This is a genomic window from Paenibacillus bovis, from assembly GCF_001421015.2.
GTDB classification, from domain to species: Bacteria; Bacillota; Bacilli; order Paenibacillales; family Paenibacillaceae; genus Saccharibacillus; species Saccharibacillus bovis.
In genome coordinates this window covers 114,601-129,973 of the sequence record NZ_CP021170.1, presented here as the reverse complement: position 1 = coordinate 129,973, position 15,373 = coordinate 114,601, and the positions used below count along the sequence as shown (strand labels likewise).

At 44.7% G+C, this 15,373-nt stretch carries 18 protein-coding genes and 2 pseudogenes; 5 read left to right on the top strand and 15 right to left on the bottom strand.

Annotated elements, in window-relative coordinates; genetic code table 11:
• Positions 1-68: 68 nt before the first annotated feature.
• The 5 genes and pseudogenes from AR543_RS23775 to AR543_RS23765 form a co-directional block, all read right to left on the bottom strand.
• Positions 69-872, bottom strand: coding sequence for a hypothetical protein (locus tag AR543_RS23775; RefSeq protein ID WP_087071467.1), 804 nt, complete (start codon positions 870-872; stop codon positions 69-71).
• A 195-nt stretch (positions 873-1,067) separates the two neighbouring features.
• Positions 1,068-1,208 carry a hypothetical protein gene (locus AR543_RS24565; protein WP_169725621.1) on the bottom strand — a complete coding sequence of 47 codons (141 nt, stop codon included), beginning with the start codon at positions 1,206-1,208 and terminating at the stop codon, positions 1,068-1,070.
• A gap of 124 nt (positions 1,209-1,332) precedes the next feature.
• Positions 1,333-1,623 (bottom strand): excalibur calcium-binding domain-containing protein, encoded by a 291-nt coding sequence (locus AR543_RS24805; protein WP_174703777.1) that lies wholly within the window; start codon positions 1,621-1,623, stop codon positions 1,333-1,335.
• Positions 1,609-1,989: pseudogene (locus tag AR543_RS24800) on the bottom strand (NucA/NucB deoxyribonuclease domain-containing protein); the annotation flags it as partial. The gene AR543_RS24805 and the pseudogene AR543_RS24800, both read right to left, overlap by 15 nt.
• Before the next feature lie 333 nt (positions 1,990-2,322).
• On the bottom strand, positions 2,323-4,083 hold the full coding sequence (locus tag AR543_RS23765; protein WP_087071466.1) for a hypothetical protein: 1,761 nt from the start codon (positions 4,081-4,083) through the stop codon (positions 2,323-2,325).
• A gap of 168 nt (positions 4,084-4,251) precedes the next feature.
• Here AR543_RS23765 and AR543_RS23760 point away from each other — a divergent pair, with 168 nt between their 5' ends.
• Positions 4,252-5,010, top strand: a complete 759-nt coding sequence (locus AR543_RS23760) for a homing endonuclease associated repeat-containing protein (RefSeq protein ID WP_087071465.1) — start codon at positions 4,252-4,254, stop codon at positions 5,008-5,010.
• A gap of 184 nt (positions 5,011-5,194) precedes the next feature.
• Positions 5,195-5,641 carry a hypothetical protein gene (locus AR543_RS23755; RefSeq protein ID WP_087071464.1) on the top strand — a complete coding sequence of 149 codons (447 nt, stop codon included), beginning with the start codon at positions 5,195-5,197 and terminating at the stop codon, positions 5,639-5,641.
• Positions 5,642-5,804: 163 nt separating this feature from the next.
• Here the strand turns inward: AR543_RS23755 and AR543_RS23750 are convergent, their stop codons facing one another.
• Both AR543_RS23750 and AR543_RS23745 read right to left on the bottom strand, forming a co-directional pair.
• Positions 5,805-6,263, bottom strand: a complete 459-nt coding sequence (locus AR543_RS23750; RefSeq protein WP_087071463.1) for a JAB domain-containing protein — start codon at positions 6,261-6,263, stop codon at positions 5,805-5,807.
• Between the two features lie 309 nt (positions 6,264-6,572).
• Complete coding sequence (locus AR543_RS23745; RefSeq protein WP_087071462.1) at positions 6,573-7,403, bottom strand: hypothetical protein; 831 nt, start codon at positions 7,401-7,403, stop codon at positions 6,573-6,575.
• A 311-nt stretch (positions 7,404-7,714) separates the two neighbouring features.
• On the opposite strand from AR543_RS23745, the gene AR543_RS23740 reads away from it, so the two are divergent.
• The 3 genes and pseudogenes from AR543_RS23740 to AR543_RS23730 all read left to right on the top strand — a co-directional run.
• The gene (locus AR543_RS23740; RefSeq protein ID WP_227871919.1) at positions 7,715-8,305 is read left to right on the top strand and encodes a restriction endonuclease; all 591 of its coding nucleotides are present in this window, start codon (positions 7,715-7,717) and stop codon (positions 8,303-8,305) included.
• 107 nt (positions 8,306-8,412) lie between these two features.
• The gene (locus tag AR543_RS23735) at positions 8,413-9,327 is read left to right on the top strand and encodes a hypothetical protein (RefSeq protein ID WP_087071461.1); all 915 of its coding nucleotides are present in this window, start codon (positions 8,413-8,415) and stop codon (positions 9,325-9,327) included.
• 200 nt (positions 9,328-9,527) lie between these two features.
• Positions 9,528-9,887: pseudogene (locus AR543_RS23730) on the top strand (restriction endonuclease); the annotation flags it as partial.
• A gap of 92 nt (positions 9,888-9,979) precedes the next feature.
• Here AR543_RS23730 and AR543_RS23725 read toward each other — a convergent pair.
• The 8 genes from AR543_RS23725 to AR543_RS24795 form a co-directional block, all read right to left on the bottom strand.
• A complete protein-coding gene (locus AR543_RS23725) occupies positions 9,980-10,462 on the bottom strand; it encodes a hypothetical protein (protein WP_087071459.1) in 483 nt (160 codons plus the stop codon).
• A gap of 246 nt (positions 10,463-10,708) precedes the next feature.
• A complete protein-coding gene (locus AR543_RS24415) occupies positions 10,709-10,960 on the bottom strand; it encodes a hypothetical protein (protein ID WP_158524031.1) in 252 nt (83 codons plus the stop codon).
• Positions 10,961-11,214: 254 nt separating this feature from the next.
• The gene (locus AR543_RS23715) at positions 11,215-12,363 is read right to left on the bottom strand and encodes an ABC1 kinase family protein (RefSeq protein ID WP_158524030.1); all 1,149 of its coding nucleotides are present in this window, start codon (positions 12,361-12,363) and stop codon (positions 11,215-11,217) included.
• A gap of 61 nt (positions 12,364-12,424) precedes the next feature.
• Positions 12,425-12,793, bottom strand: coding sequence for a hypothetical protein (locus AR543_RS23710; RefSeq protein ID WP_087071456.1), 369 nt, complete (start codon positions 12,791-12,793; stop codon positions 12,425-12,427).
• A gap of 150 nt (positions 12,794-12,943) precedes the next feature.
• Positions 12,944-13,906, bottom strand: a complete 963-nt coding sequence (locus AR543_RS23705) for a GNAT family N-acetyltransferase (RefSeq protein ID WP_087071455.1) — start codon at positions 13,904-13,906, stop codon at positions 12,944-12,946.
• Between the two features lie 94 nt (positions 13,907-14,000).
• Positions 14,001-14,474 carry a hypothetical protein gene (locus AR543_RS23700; protein ID WP_087071454.1) on the bottom strand — a complete coding sequence of 158 codons (474 nt, stop codon included), beginning with the start codon at positions 14,472-14,474 and terminating at the stop codon, positions 14,001-14,003.
• Between the two features lie 336 nt (positions 14,475-14,810).
• Entirely contained in the window at positions 14,811-15,212 is a 402-nt protein-coding gene (locus tag AR543_RS23690; RefSeq protein WP_087071452.1) for a hypothetical protein, read from the bottom strand.
• Complete coding sequence (locus AR543_RS24795) at positions 15,212-15,373, bottom strand: hypothetical protein (protein ID WP_227871923.1); 162 nt, start codon at positions 15,371-15,373, stop codon at positions 15,212-15,214. The genes AR543_RS23690 and AR543_RS24795 overlap by 1 nt, the downstream gene beginning before the upstream one ends.

Below are 15,373 nucleotides of genomic sequence, written 5' to 3'. Positions count from 1 at the left end.
AGAGCAGCCGGAATATGGCTGCTCTTTTATTTCTTAATCTTTTTTTTAATAAGACTTTATACAATGTTTTATGCTTTAGGAGGGTATTGTTCTTCAATAGGCGCAGGTTCACATCGTCCTAGCTGCCAGCGCACCGGTTCGTAACGATCAGAATAGAGATATAAAGTAACTGAAGGAGAACCAGTTCCATAGAGAATTTCTTCTTGTTCTAATATATGCGGTATCAATAGCTGAACGAGTTCTTCTGCCTGCTGCGCTGTCCGGATCTGCTCCTGCAGGGGAAGACCCATTAAACTCTGTACATGTAGAGCACGAATTTCTGCAGCATACACTGTGGCATAGTTAAATGGATTCTGAATACCATACATATTGGCATACCGAAGAGGACTACGGAACTGGTCTCTATCTTTCTCTTCATCGATCCATTGCTTGAGCTTGTCCAGTATTTCCCATGACTCATTTTCCAATGCAACAAGCCGCTCCTGTAAGGCGATGCGTGAAGATGCCGGTAGCTGATTGCCCATTTGATCCAGCGTGGACTGAATTTCTTCTTCCTGCTGCTCTAAATTCTCCTCGATTTCATTCTGTTTGCTGGCCAGCTTGTTAAGTAATTCTCGCGTTGCATACGGGCAATATCCATCAGATTCGATCTCCGTGTAGGTCTTCCAAGAATTTGGAAGGTGTTCATCGATGCGGACCATCTGATAATACGGATGAGCAAGTAGTCGCTCCCACTGGGTTAATTTTTCTTCCGGATCAAGACCTTCAAGGGATATCGCTCTTCCATTTTCTGTCCATTTCAGAAGCTGCAGATAGGGATCAGGCGCTTTTTGTAAGTCTTCCAAACAAATTTTGTGAATAAAGAAAATCATCTCAAATCCTCCGTCATCTCTGAAAAACGGGCATGCCCCTGTTTCATTTTAGATTATTCTGGTGTATCATTAGAATATAAAGAAGGCCTGCAGTGCGCTAACACTGCAGGCTGGAATCGATAAGATCGGCGGACAACACGGCGATCGCTCAAACAGCATAGTTCAAGAAAACCGCCGGTTTAGGTTCCGCAACCTCTACGACCGGCGGTTTTTCTTGTTTTTGCGCTTTTGTTTGCTCTGCTGAATCAAGTGACGTACCTGCAGAATCACCAGTACAAACTGGGCTGCTTTGATCCCTACATTGAGCAAGCTTAACACAAAATCAAGGTGCGACATGGCTCCACCCCCTTTCGGGCTGCGATGCCGTGCCGCGTACCGCCGGACACTTATCTTTCCATCTTTAATTATACCATGAGTTGAAGGAATAATTCTTCATTTTATAACTCAGTCGGCGGACGCCTTACTCGCAGGCGACACCATCCCGGTCCCGATCCAATTTGGTACTGTAGCCTGGATCGCTCTCGTAGAGGGGATCGGCTCCAGCTGCTCTTACTGCTGAACAATTTTGGTAGGAGACGTAACTGGATGGATCTTCTCTTACAATCGGCGTTTCCTCTTTCACCGGCTGCTTTTTAACTTCCGGTTGTGCAGCCGGAGTCTTCGGTGCAACTGGTTTTTTCTCTGCAGGTGCTGGCTCTTTTTTCTCTGCAGCAGCTGACTTCACCTCTACGTTTGCAATCACAAAGCGCATCCGGGTACCATCCGGATACTCACTTAATTGGTGGCCCACCCAGGAGCCTGCACCGCGATTGTCAGACGATTCTACATAAGCGACGTCTGCTCCAGCGCCGCCTTCTGCGCACATGGCCATGGGCCACTCATCGCGGTCATATCCTTCTTTCGTGGTCATTCCAGCTAATGCCTCGCTGCGGTTTTCCTTTGCACCCGCGCGATCGATCGTACAGACGGCTTCTTTTCCGCCGGATATCGCAGTTTTGATATGTTTGGCTGTTTGAGGATACCGGTTTGCCGGGAACTGGATGGTAGCATCATATCCTGTTTTGGCAGATGACTCTACGGCAGCGGCCGGCGATTCATTAGCTTGTTGGATCTTCACAGTTTGCGAAGACTCTGCCGCTTGTTGGGCTGCAGGCGGCTGCGCTGCCTGACCATTACTGATACCGGATATCAAAGAGATCGCTGCCCAGGTTACTCCTAACCCTCGTTTCACTCCGGATAATTTGTTCCACTGAAAGAAAATCATAATGTAGGGAATAAACAACCACCCAATAAACTTCCAAACTTTTTTATTCTTCACAATGTTTACTCCTTCAATTCACCCAAAAAAACTGTGATCAGGTGATCTTAATCGATAGATTATCTCAGCTTTACATAACTTTTTAAAAATTTTCAGATACTATGATAGATAAAAAAAATAATTTAATTTTACTCAAATAAAATATTCTATAGAGTCAGTAATGTCATTTTCATTACTGTAATACAATAGATTTAAATCAAAAATCTCTAAATTATTTATACATTGAAGTAGGAGGCCTTGCTTATGAGGATCGCCAGAAAATTCATCAATAGCCTCTTCCAGCATTTCTTTATATTTTTGAGTATTTTTTAATTCTAGGTATTCATTGGCTATCTGGATAAATACTCCCATTTCTATTAAAAAGGGCAGTTTAATAATAGAGAAGGGAGATTTATCTGTTCGCTTAAAGCTACTCTTTTTATAATTCCTAAATACTTTTTCTGCATCTACCGCTTTCCATCTAAAAGTTTCCTTTTTAAATACTGAAATAACTAATCCTTGAATAGAGCATTTATCAAATAAATGATTATACTTTGCAGCTTCTTTGTCATATTTATTATTTTCAGTATTTAGACCTAAAACTATAGGGCATATTTTATAGACTACAAGCATGTTTAATTTATCTTGATCTTTAACACTTCTCAATTTGCTTTCATACAATTTCAGCAAAGGGATTGGATCTCCAGACATCCCAATGCGTAACTGTAAACAAGAATCTATTATGTTCAGAAAACCTATCATTTTTTGAATAATCTGATCATTTGAGAAGTTTTCTGTAGAATAAAACCATAATTCAGAATTAAAATATATTGTTCTTAAATTAGGTAGATCCTTACGCCAATCTACACTTTCTGTTTCTAAAAATTCTCTACTGTAGACAAAATTTCTAATAACGTGCCTGGTCAATCTCATTAGCCCGGAATAGGTTAAATATGGACTATTTTCGAAAGTAAATACCTCTCTATTATTATCATGTAGATGCAATTCTCCTTTTAATGACTGTAGAGCATGTACATATTTGGATCGTCTGTCATACGTATTTTTTAAACTCACTTCTAATTCCATTCTTTTAACAGGCAACTTGATTTGTTCTGCTTCCAAACGAAAAAAGTGTTTATCAACAAAAGTTAAAACAAATTTTATAAAACGTTGCTGGCTTTTTAAATGGGATTCCTCTATTAAAATGGTTTTTATTTCCTCTTCCACTTCTACATTGCCTAATTTGTTAAAGCATTTTTCTAATTTGTTTCGAGCCTGATCGGGATAATCAGTCCATTCTGGTATAAATCCATCATAATTTTGGGATAATGACTCTAAGCAGTAAACTAATTGAGAAAAAGCTAAGTCTAAATTTACATTTAAGTTCAAAAGCGAATGATACATATTTTTATAACATTCCATGGTATGTTTATAGGTGGCGTTTGGTTGTCCAATAAATTGCTCTACATAGGCAATAAAATCTTCTACAACTTGAATATTTCCTTTAATATGATTTTTAAAGTATGTGCTAACTGGATATTCTTTTCTTGAAATATCCTCACTTCCTTGTATACAATACTTTGCTATAACCTCTTTATCTCTTGAAAATATAGCACTTAATCCATGGCTACATAGATAAGAAAATTCTTCAACAATTTCATCATCTCCTGTAGCTATAAGTAAACCGGGTTTATTATTAACTACTTTTGGCATTCGGTTAGTATAGGTGAAGAGGTAGGTATTTATGACTGGATAATTTTCATAGGCACCTTCGGTTCCCCGTACTCTTTCCAAGGTACCAACAATAGTCTGAATAGGCTCATCATAATAAAAATTTGAATATAAAATAGCTTTTCGTGGGGTTTCATAATGGTCAACTGTATCGAAAAATTTCCCTGTTATAATTTGAAGCATTACTGTGCCTCCTTCAATGTATGATTACTTATTTATTTGTTAGCTTACGATTAGTACTATCAATACTATACTTATTATTATATCTTTATGTAATTTTAGTTAATATCACCAATTTATTATTCAAAATTCATAGCTAATTTTATTTTTCGATAGATTGGAGATCTATTTATGAATACAAAAGAACGTCAAATTATTGAATGCCTTCAAAAAGCTGCAGCTCACTTTCAAACGAACTCTCTCTCCTGCAGACAATATAAATCATACCGAAGCAAATACGCCCCAGACTTATTAAGCGCCAGTACAATAGGAAAGCGCTGGGGTAAGTGGAGCATAGCCATTGAGAAAGCAGGTTTACATACTGGTCACCGGACACTACCACGCTGTACGCGCTGCGGGAAGCGATATACCCGGCAAGATAGTGAACAGGGTTACTGTCCTCCTTGCAGCATGATCCGGCAGACTGTAACCTCCCACGCCTTGCAACAAATTAGATACTTCAGTCGTGAGATGATTATTTTAGCTTTACAGGCAGCAGCCGGATCTGAACGTACCAGTCTGACACTATCAGAGTACAGACGTTTTGTCCGGAAACAAACTACGGGGCAGTACGCATCTTCTTCTACAATTTGTAACCGGTTTAGTTCTTGGAAAGCCGCGCTGCAAGCGGCCGGATTAAATGAGCCTCCATCGATCCAGAAGCTCTCCAAATCGCCGTATACAACAGAGCTGCTGCTGAAGACTCTTCGTACAGCTGCTGAACAAGTGGATGGGACTCTTACCACCCCTAAGTTTAGCCAACTATATCAACGACCTTCTGTGACTGTGATCCGGAATCGATTCGGTGGGTGGAATGAAGCGTTACAAGCAGCTGGTCTTTATACAACAGAGAGCTTGAATTCCAGACAAGAAGTTCTACAGAAAACATAAATATTCCGCATTAGGTGAAATCCCTACCCTTACATTTAGTGAGTAGTAGGATTTTTACGTTTAATGACCAAATACCTAAAATCCACCATTTAGATCAATACTAAATTATTGATATTTATTCCTTTAAATGGTAACATCGCGTTAGTGATGAATAGTCGCTAAATACATATTAAAGGAGATTACTATGAAAAATATCAAACGCTTTTTGCCGATTTCCGTCTTGATGTTCACTCTTTCTCTGATCGTGGCTGCATCTGCTTTTGCTGCTTTAGGTGAGGGCTGGCATGACAACTTGTCTTCCAGACAAGGCAGAACCTTATTAACTGGGACTCCAACTTATATCCCTCCAGGTGGCACAATAAGAGTAGCTGTTGATCAATATGCAAAAAATGCAGCTGGTAATTATGATTCAACAAAGTCGCCTAATGTAACCTATTACATTCACAAAGAAGATACGTTATCCTCTAATGATTTTCACTTTGACGTTCCGGGAAATCGGGGTGGAGCAACTGGTAAGGCTGCTTACACCTCTCAAACTTATACTGTAACAGGTGGTTATTATACAATTCATGCAGTAAACAACTCCACTTTCCCTGTAGCTACAGGTGGAAATACGTACTACACAAACTAAATTTCAATAAAAAACACCGCAGCTAATCAGCTGGCGGTGTTTTTTATTGGCACACCAGCAGCCTGCTGGAAGGCTGTGGACGGCGCGAGGTGCCGTCCGCGGTCTTCTGGCAGGCGTTGAGCCGGGCAACGTCCGGCTCGGCGTGTGCCGCCGGAAAGCAGGGTTAAAAGTACCCCTGCTCTTTGAGGCTCGTATACCTCTCTCCTTCCCCAATAATCAGATGATCCAAAAGCTCAATGCCCAGCGTCTTGCCGGCTTCTGCCATCAGCTGAGTGACCTTAATATCCGGCTCAGACGGCTCTGGGTTGCCGCTCGGATGGTTGTGGAACATCAGCACCGCTGCCGCATTGTGTAGGATAGCTGCTTTGAACAGCTCCCGGGGATGCACAGGCGCGCTGTTCAGGGTTCCAATCGAAGCGATTTCTACCCCATTCACCTGATTTTTGGTATCCAAGAATAAAACGCCCATTACCTCCCGGTCAGGCATACCGCCTTGGTATTCTTTCAGTAAAACAGTCCGGATTATACGTACCGCTTCTGACGGCTGCCGTACTGCCCGCTTGCCGATATCCACCGTTCCTGTTGTGATCAGTTGTACGCGTACGATGCTTATTTTGGTCATATGTATTCGCTCCTCGCTCGATTGTGCCTGTCGTCCGACTGGCTGTGGTAGGCGCAACAAAGCGGAGTTGCCGGGGTGTGGGTGTCGCCCGCGCAGCGGAGTGGCAGCCGCTCCCCGGTCTGGGATGTCAAGGGTTAGGGGATGTTGGCGGCTTTGCCGACTTACAGCCCCTTACTTGCGAAGCCCTTGACGCGCCAGCTCCGCTTTGTTAAGACGGGAACAGCCAGTCGGACGACTACAGTCATATGATGCATTAAAAAAGCCGCTGGCAGGACCAGCAGCTGTGGGATCGTTGAATTCATAAACAGGTTACGGCTGCAGTACTGGTCTGGCATAGCGGATATATAGCTGCTCGGGCAGCGCCTCTTCTGGGTGTTCTTTCCACCACCATACCGGTGAGCTATTTTCAGCATACAGAAATAGCTGGATATGGTGATTTTCTTCGCCCTTACTAATACCCTGTTGCTCCAGATCTGCACGAAGAAGCTGCCGGATCAGCGCACTGGCCGAGTCTCCGGTCGAAATCTTCGCTGCCCAATCAGGTCCATCAGGGTTACGTGATGCATCAAGCACATGCAGAATGCCGGTAGGGCGTATGTAGGCATATTTATAAGTGATTTTAGAAAGTATATCGATCCAGGTTTCTTCTTTGATCCGGACGTTCTGCTCATACCAATCCTTCAGCTCCTGCTGCCACTGGCGTAGTATACCCGTCTGCACGGCAGCTTCCTGGTTAATCTGCTCGCCATGGTTGCGTAGAGCTTGAATCACCGAATACGCCGGCAAGGGATCTGCTTCTAAAGCAGTGCGGATCTCCAGCGTTTCCTGCTCAGCCTGCCGGTCGATGACTTCAATCCTCTTCTCTGCCCACTGGTTAATCATTAGCGTCGTTTCTTCCCCGAAACCATCCGGAAGGACACGTACATACCGCTCCCAAGCCCACTCGTCTTTTTCATCGATACGAATCATTTGGTATAGGGGATCAGACAAATATCGCTCCAGCGCAGACAGCTGCTCCTCTGCCGGTAGCTCGTGAATAGCCATAGCCTCGCCGGTAGCTGACCATTCCTGCAGTAAAAGGTACGCAGGTAGTCCTCCCTGCAGTTCCTGGCTTTTATAACGTAAGACAAAATAAATCATGAGTTACCTCCTCGATCATCGGTTATCGGTAGAATAGCATGCTGCCTGGTTAGTCGCTATTCTTTTTTGGATGATCTCTATGATCATAGCCGTTCGGGATCGATGAATATGGTAAGCTATATAGACAAGGTGTACTCTGCTCTAATGGTTGGAGTCAGGGCATCACTTTGTCCCAGCCCATGAAAAGATACCGATAAAAGCACGACTCTGATACCCGTTCAGAGCCGTGCTTTTATCTTTTTATAGCTTCCTGCCGATATACTATCTCGCAGGCTATTTTCAGATGGATTATACATAATGAGGTGAGCCCTTTGGCACGTAAAAGTAAAAAGAAGCAAGAAGAGGAGTTTGTAGAGGGAGTCTTAGGTTTATCCGGCATCGGTGCCGGTATAGGCGCCTATTGGTTAACGGAGGATGCAACCATCAGCGGTATTGTCGCTGCCTTAGGTATTGCGATAGCAATTGTCATGCTGGTGATGCGGAAAACGGCTCAGCAAAATAGGCTGCGCATGTCCGGCATCGCACAGATCGATAAAATGACCGGTACGCAGTTTGAGGAGTATCTGGGCCTGTTATTCCGGCAGCTCGGTTATGACAGTAGAGTTACTCAGGCGTCCGGCGATTTCGGAGCGGATGTGGTATTAAAGAAAAATGGTCATATGATTGTGGTCCAGGCGAAGCGGTATAAGACCAATGTATCCGTGGAGGCTGTTCAGCAGGTTTATGCGGCGGCTGCGCATTACAAAGCTACTGGCGGCGCTTGGGTGGTGACAAACAGTGATTACACACCAGCGGCCTATCAGTTGGCCAAGTCAACCAAAGTACGTCTAATCAACCGTGAGCAGCTGATTGAACTCATTCTGAGAACCAAACAGACTAAAAAATCTGCTACCAATAAATAAAATCTACCCCTACCCGACGATCACTAATGTACACACACTGTCCATATATCCCTAGAGTTTACGATAAGACAAAATACTATTTTTCTAAAATAAAGGAGTAATATTTTATGGATGAACAAGAAGGAAAACACTTATGGCGTATCGTTAGACTGCATGAATTTTCTCATTTTTCAAATGCAGCCAAGATACTTTGCTTCGTTGCTCTTATTTTATTGATAACCCATGAATTAGGTTATACCAGAAAATCGCTTGTATTATATTTACCAGCTGCATTTATATTCATCATATTGGTAACAACATATGTAAAAACAGAAACCTATCTTAAAAAAAATGAAAAGGATCCTTATCACCCAGAGATAGGTTCAAAACGCACATGGTACGATTTAAATTATGAGTTTAATAAAAAAATCAAATGGACCGAAAGAGTAGACGCATTATTAAAATTAAGTGGTATACATTTAATTGAAAAAGAAGTGGTATTGAGTCCATCTGGTAACAAAGGAAAATATGAAAAAAACTTATCAAAGAAATATCCAAATACTACATTTTATGCTACAGACTTTAGTCTCCTAAGCAACCATGAAACCAGTGAGGGCAACTTTATCTATTTAAATCAATCTAATGACGCTTTTCATATTTCAGCTTACACAAAACAATATGACATTAAAAAAATAGATGTTATATGGGATATTAAAGGTGTTATTTGGTATCAAGCGCAAAATATTGATGATTTAACCGCATTGCTAACCGAGTATTATAGTGTACTATCTGACAATGGAATTATAGTGATTGATGCATATAAGTTTAATATTTTTAAAAATGTACTTTCTGAACTGATTAACTCTAAAAAAACCAGGTACTATTATCACGAAGAATCTACCTATAGTAGAATTAGAGACAATTTAAATGATGAGATCTTACAGATGTTTGATATTCGCCTTCTTGAAGACGGACTTTGTTCTATAGCAGTTCTGTCCAAAAAACCGAAGGCGAGTAACCTACACGCCTCAGAAGCGATTTAATTATGCTTGTTAAGTATCAAGATGAAATGAGTTGCAGCATCGATTCCACCATCAGCTGCTCCTGATCACTGGGAACACCATCGCCAGAAGAATCAGACACTCCCGCAGCTATCCGGTAATCCCTTAAATTTCAGGGTAACTGCGGAATCTAAAAAGGCAGTTACGCTCTATGCGTAGCTGCCTTTTTTCACTATAGGTTTGAGGAGTATTTGGGGGTTTTGTTCCGCGCTCTCGGATATGATAGTAAAGTTACCCAGGCATCGGGCGATTTTGGAGCGGATGTAGTTCTGAAGAAAAATGACCATACCATTGTGGTCCAGGCCAAGAGGTATAAAAATAATGTACCTATAGAAGCTGTTCAGCAGGTTTATGCGGCGGCTGCGCATTACAAAGCGACTGGCGGCGCCTGGGTAGTCACCAATAGCGATTTCACACCGGCTGCTTATGAACTGGCCAAATCGACCAGAGTGCGCCTCATCAACCGCGATCAGCTGATCGATCTCATTCTGAGAACCAAACAGCCTCAGAAACCAGCTGCCAAGAAAACAAAAGCTGGGTAAAACAAAAAAAGATCCGCGCATCGATGCGCGGACCTTTTTCTTTCTGATACTATTTACAGTAAATAGGGCTACTGCAGAATGGATAATCTTAATTAGACATTCACCCAGGTTCCATCATGTTTTTGAGCACGTGTGACGCCACCAGATCCTTGTACATACACCACAGGCACGCGACCTTCAGCGGTTGTCGTCATGTATTCCATAATCGCAATTTCAAACTCAAAATATTTGTATTTGCTTTTGTTACTCTCTGCCCACTTCTTCACTTGTAGCAGCTCATGCTCACCTGTTTTGAGCATATTCAAATAGTAATTCGTGCCACTAATGAAGGTAACTGCCAGGGAAACGATACCCAAGATAAATTTCATCTGATACGGGATCGGCGCCTTGAAAATCGTAGCGAGCGTCGAGCCCGTTCCTACTGCTTTCCCCCAAGGTACCAGTTTACTAACCATAAAGTCTTTACCCCGATTGAATTCGTAAGCGTCCCGGATAATATTCGCACGATCATACATTTGTCCAATTTCTACTCGGCTCAGTCGAACCACTTTAGTGTACTCATCATATTCTGCCATTTTATATTCCTCCTTTGGTATGGGCGTTCTGGCCAGATACGCACTCATTAGTAAAGGTAAAAAAGGAGGAGTATTTACAACCTGTCTTTTTAAAAAATATCAAAGAAAAAGGTCTCCAAGCGTCGGAAGCGCTCGAAGACCCGTAAGTAGATTCATCTGAAGGGCAATTGAATTACCCTTCGCCCTAACCCTATTATACCCTCTTCAGACAGTGATTAAAATAAAATTTTCTTTTTTTATGCCTTACTACATCATGAATAGGGAGTCTCGCATGGCTTTCATTTTTTGATCCCGGCGCAGCTTCGCAACCATGGATAGATCCTTTCGTCTCAGCTGCCGATCCCTCCAACGAATAAGCTGAACCACGATAAAAGAAGTGACGACGACCCCTATCAATACATACGGATCAGCCAGGAGGCCAAAAAGAACAAAAGGCATGACAATGGTAGAACTAATGCCCTGACGAACCGCTTTCCGGTATCCTTTATCATTCCACACACAGAAAAAAGCAGCTATTAAGCCGGTTCCTCCTCCAAATAGTAAAGCGATGCTGAGCGTATGAGATAAGGTTGCCTGCAGACCTTCTCTTTCCCAACATAAAACAAATCCTACCCACGCTATCCATATCACCGCGACATCGGTACCTATTGAAATGATCCTCTGAAGTATCTTCATCCATATTGAATACAACACTCTTCACCCTTTCTTTATTGGCTTACCGGTATGAATCGATTGCAGATCCAGCTGAACATTTATCGTTTTTGCGGAATCACCTCCTTGAAATCGATGTTTCGCAGGGCGGTCAGTGCATCGATCTGCAGACGAGCTGCCAAAAGATCGATGCCCGTCTGCAGCATCTTTTCCTGCAGCGGCGCCATCATCCCTTTGATATTAATGCTGCCGTCGAGCCCGACAGCGACTCCTTCGGTCGTTACCAGGGCTTTCACCACATACACCATTTCCGGCTTTATAAAGATGCCGTAGCTGCGCAGCATGCCCAGGAGCTCAAACAAGGCGCTCCGGAAGTCCACCCGGTTCAGCGGCGTGGAGATATAAAGATCCATAAAGCGGCGCACTTCCTGCAGCAGAGCGTCTGGGTTAGGCGGTTTGCTATAGGTGCATAGCTGCAGCATCGATTCCATCACCAGCTGCTCCTGGTCGATCAAAAAGCCGTAAGCCAGCAGGATCAGACTTTCCCGCAGGCGTCCCGAAAGACGTCCGACCATACCAAAGTCCAGCATCACCAGCTGGCCGTCTGGCTGGACCTTGAGGTTCCCGGGATGCAGATCCGCATGGAAAAGACCCTGCAGCAGCATTTGCTCCATCAGGGTATGAACAAGTTCTTTTGCTTTTTCGGCATGCTGGGTACCGAGGGTTTCGCCATGGATAAACTCGGTCACCAGCTGCCGCTTAGTGGTGTGTTCCCAGAACACTTTAGGAATACGGATCGATGCAGTCGCCCGCATGCGATCCATGTTACTGGCTTCGACCAGGTAATTGGTTTCATCCCGCAATGTACGCTCAAACTCACCAACCAACCACAGCATGTCCCGGCTGCGTGGATGCCAGAGCGCCGGCAGAGCAAAAATCATTTTAAGCAGCCGGATGGTCTGGCGGATCTGCCGCTCCGCGCCCGGCTTTTGTACTTTGATCGCTACCTCTTCCCCGGTCTGCAGTACACCCCGGTAAACTTGCCCGATAGAAGCCGTCGCGATCGGTACCGGATCTAGGTACAGAAAAGGGCTCTCATCCAACTGCAGATGAACCGGCCGGTTTTGTTCCCGCAGCCGAGACAACTGCTCAATCCATCCGGCTGGCAGCAGATCATACCGAGTACTGGCAAACTGGCCCAGCTTAATCCCACCAACCCCGCATCGTTCCAGGATGCCCACAATATTCATCGTATTCCCCTTCTCTTTATCCTCACAGCCAAAGCCAGATGCCCTGGGTGCGATCATCATATTACATGCTTCCGGCTACCGGCACAGAGCCAGGCTGCTGCGCCGAATGAGAAACATCTTCTTGTTTAGAATATCTACCGATTATGTAGCCATGTGTGCGGCTCTCAGAAAGCCGCTCATACAGCTCTTGCTCTATGGGGGTTATCTGTATCTGTAACCGGTGAATCGATGGCAGGAGAAGCCGGGAGCATGGTTGTGCGCCCCACTCGTTCAGCTCTTGCCGCATTTGTCGTAGCTCGTCTAGCATGTAGTGTAGCAGTTCATCATTGACCGGGTAGCGCTGCAGCTGGTGCTGCATCAGCTGCAGCCGTTTCTGAATCGATTGAACAAGCAGCTCCAACACCGACTTGCGCGTCCACCATCCCCTCACTCTTCTTCCTCCTTACCTAATAGATCCGGACCAGACGAGATTTTTTAGTTTTTCATTTGGAATCGATCGGCTCGGTACGGACTGACTTCCCCATCTTCACAGGCGAGAAACTTCGTTTCAAATAGGAGTTCACTTGGAAGTCAGGGTTGCTCATACCAGCTGTACTTCCGGCTTATTTGCCGGCCAGGTTGCTTTAGCAAAACGGAAATGAAAATTCAAATCCTCCATCAAGAATCCATTCTTATCCAGCATTCGCTGCACCGCGTGATTACCAGCTACTGCCTGGACCTGTACACCGGTTGCTCCGGCCTGTTCAGCCAGCTGCAGCGCATGTTGTACCAGCTCGGTGCCAATGCCCTGAAACTGGTAGTCGCCCCCTACGATGACACTGCTCAGGTATGCTTTTCGTTCAGCTGGTTGACCAGGTAAGGCTTGCATCATGAAATGCATCGATAAACAGCCGATCAGCTCCCCTTGCCGAAAGTAACCGATCAGTCTATCTCCTTTCTCTTCGCTTTGAAGCAGCATCCGGCTCGCCTGCTCCAGATCCGCTGCAGAGACCTGCCCTTCCTCCTGCTGGCCGTAGAGTGCGGCCAGCTGCGGAACATCATCATGGCGCAGCTGGCGGATTCCTCGCACGCTGCTCTGCTGCCAGAGTGCCTGTAGGCGGACCTGTGCGGCCTGAAGGAGTTCGGGTAAGGTCTCGTAGCAGCAGTGCCCATAATGGGCCGCCAGCGTCCGGATATAATGCATCTTCTGCGCATCCGGCGGAGCTCCTAGCATAAACTTGTTGGAACGGATGAACATACCCACTTCCACGTTTGTTTTTAGAGCGGGCATATGGACCAAATGACGTGGAATCCAAAAGAGTAGAACATCCGCCTGCTGGCAAGCCTGCAGCACCCATTCCAAGTGCAGTGGGTAATCCACATGCGATCCACGACTACGTGGCTCTGGGATCAGAATCGTGCCATCAAACCCTGTAGCTTGCAGATGCTGAATCGCTTCTTGCCGCCAAGCCGTGACCTTTTCGTCCAATGAAGATGGGCCCAGCAACATAATGCTGGGTCCCAGGATAGTAGGGATTTTTTCAAATACATGAATGATTTTCATTTATATACCTCATTCCTTACTGGTAAAGCCGCATACTGATAGCATCAAATAATGCATCATCTGCCGCAGCCTCTCTTTTTCTTGTTTGGTAGATTTATATTTTGATCTGTCTCTCTTTGTCCTTCTGCCTTACAAATGCCAATAAAGTATGACCGGCTATAACAAATCCCATAAGGCTGGCGATGAACAAAAGAAGTGTAGACTCAGGATCTTCGATGAAATGAACAAAATTGATGCCAAGGCGATCAAGCATAAAATATAGAAGTGGTAGTATAGCCATACTCCAACCTATCAATAATCCTTCGCAACGCTTAAACGCCAAACAATGACGGTTTTCATACAGCCAAGCCGCAGCAAAATGCAAACCAGCATATCCGACAAGGATATACAGGTAGTGAATGATGGATACATTTGAAATCTGTACTTTTTCATAGACATTTAAGGCGGAACTCTCCAAAATCGCTGCTTTTTGAGATTTCCATACTATTACTTCAACTATATTTTTAGTGATAGCGTATAGATTGATAAGACTCGGTGCTACATAGGCAAAGAACCACCATTTATTCACCTTTCATCCCCTCCTCATCGGTATTAGAAGCTATACTTGCTCACTCCATACACCTCCTGTATTAAGTAAAAAAGTAGGACGATTCAGGCGTCCTACTTCTTCGCACATAAATGTAGCTTGCTACTCTTCAGAAATTGTTATCCTTGTGGATCGACCCAGCAGTTCTTTAAATTCATCTTCCTCGTAGGCCTCGGACTCCTCATCAGTCAACCATTCCACGTGATGCATCCACATGTAATTGACCCAGGTAAGTCCTCTGTATACCCATTCTTCGTTGCTGCAGTTATACCGCTGATCCACCGCTCGCTTTTCCATTTGATCCCTTCGCTATCGTTTTTATTCTTGAATACAGAGGCGAGGATCTAAAGACGTCCAGCCTTCCGGAAAACCCATCATGCACTCGATCCAGGCGGGATTAATCACTTCGCCAATATGATCGGGCTCATAAATAGCCAGCTGCTGCGATAGCGTGACTATTTGCCCTTTGCCACGCCGCGGCGCGACAATCTGATGACCGCTGGCCATAGGGGTAGGCCAGTAATCCACTTCACGCTCTGCTTTGGGTAAGGCAGCGGCCTGTAGCTTGAGAAGCGGCTGCGCAGCGGGCGTCTGGCGGAGTGCCCAGGACACCCACCCGACCTTGCACCACTTAAACTTGGTTTGAAGAAGAATAAAGCTCAGCGCCTGCAGGGGAGCGCTGCGTATCGATGCCACATGCTGCTGAAGTTCTGTATTCATTAGGCCCCCTCCTGGATCAGCAGCTGCTGACTGCTGCGAGCAGCTAGGCGATCCGGATGCATGTAATCATGAATCTGCCGGATCACATAAAAGAAGGGGAACGCTTGAATCGGATTCACGGCATTACCCAGCGCTTTAAGCCGGGCTACCCGGTCTGGCAC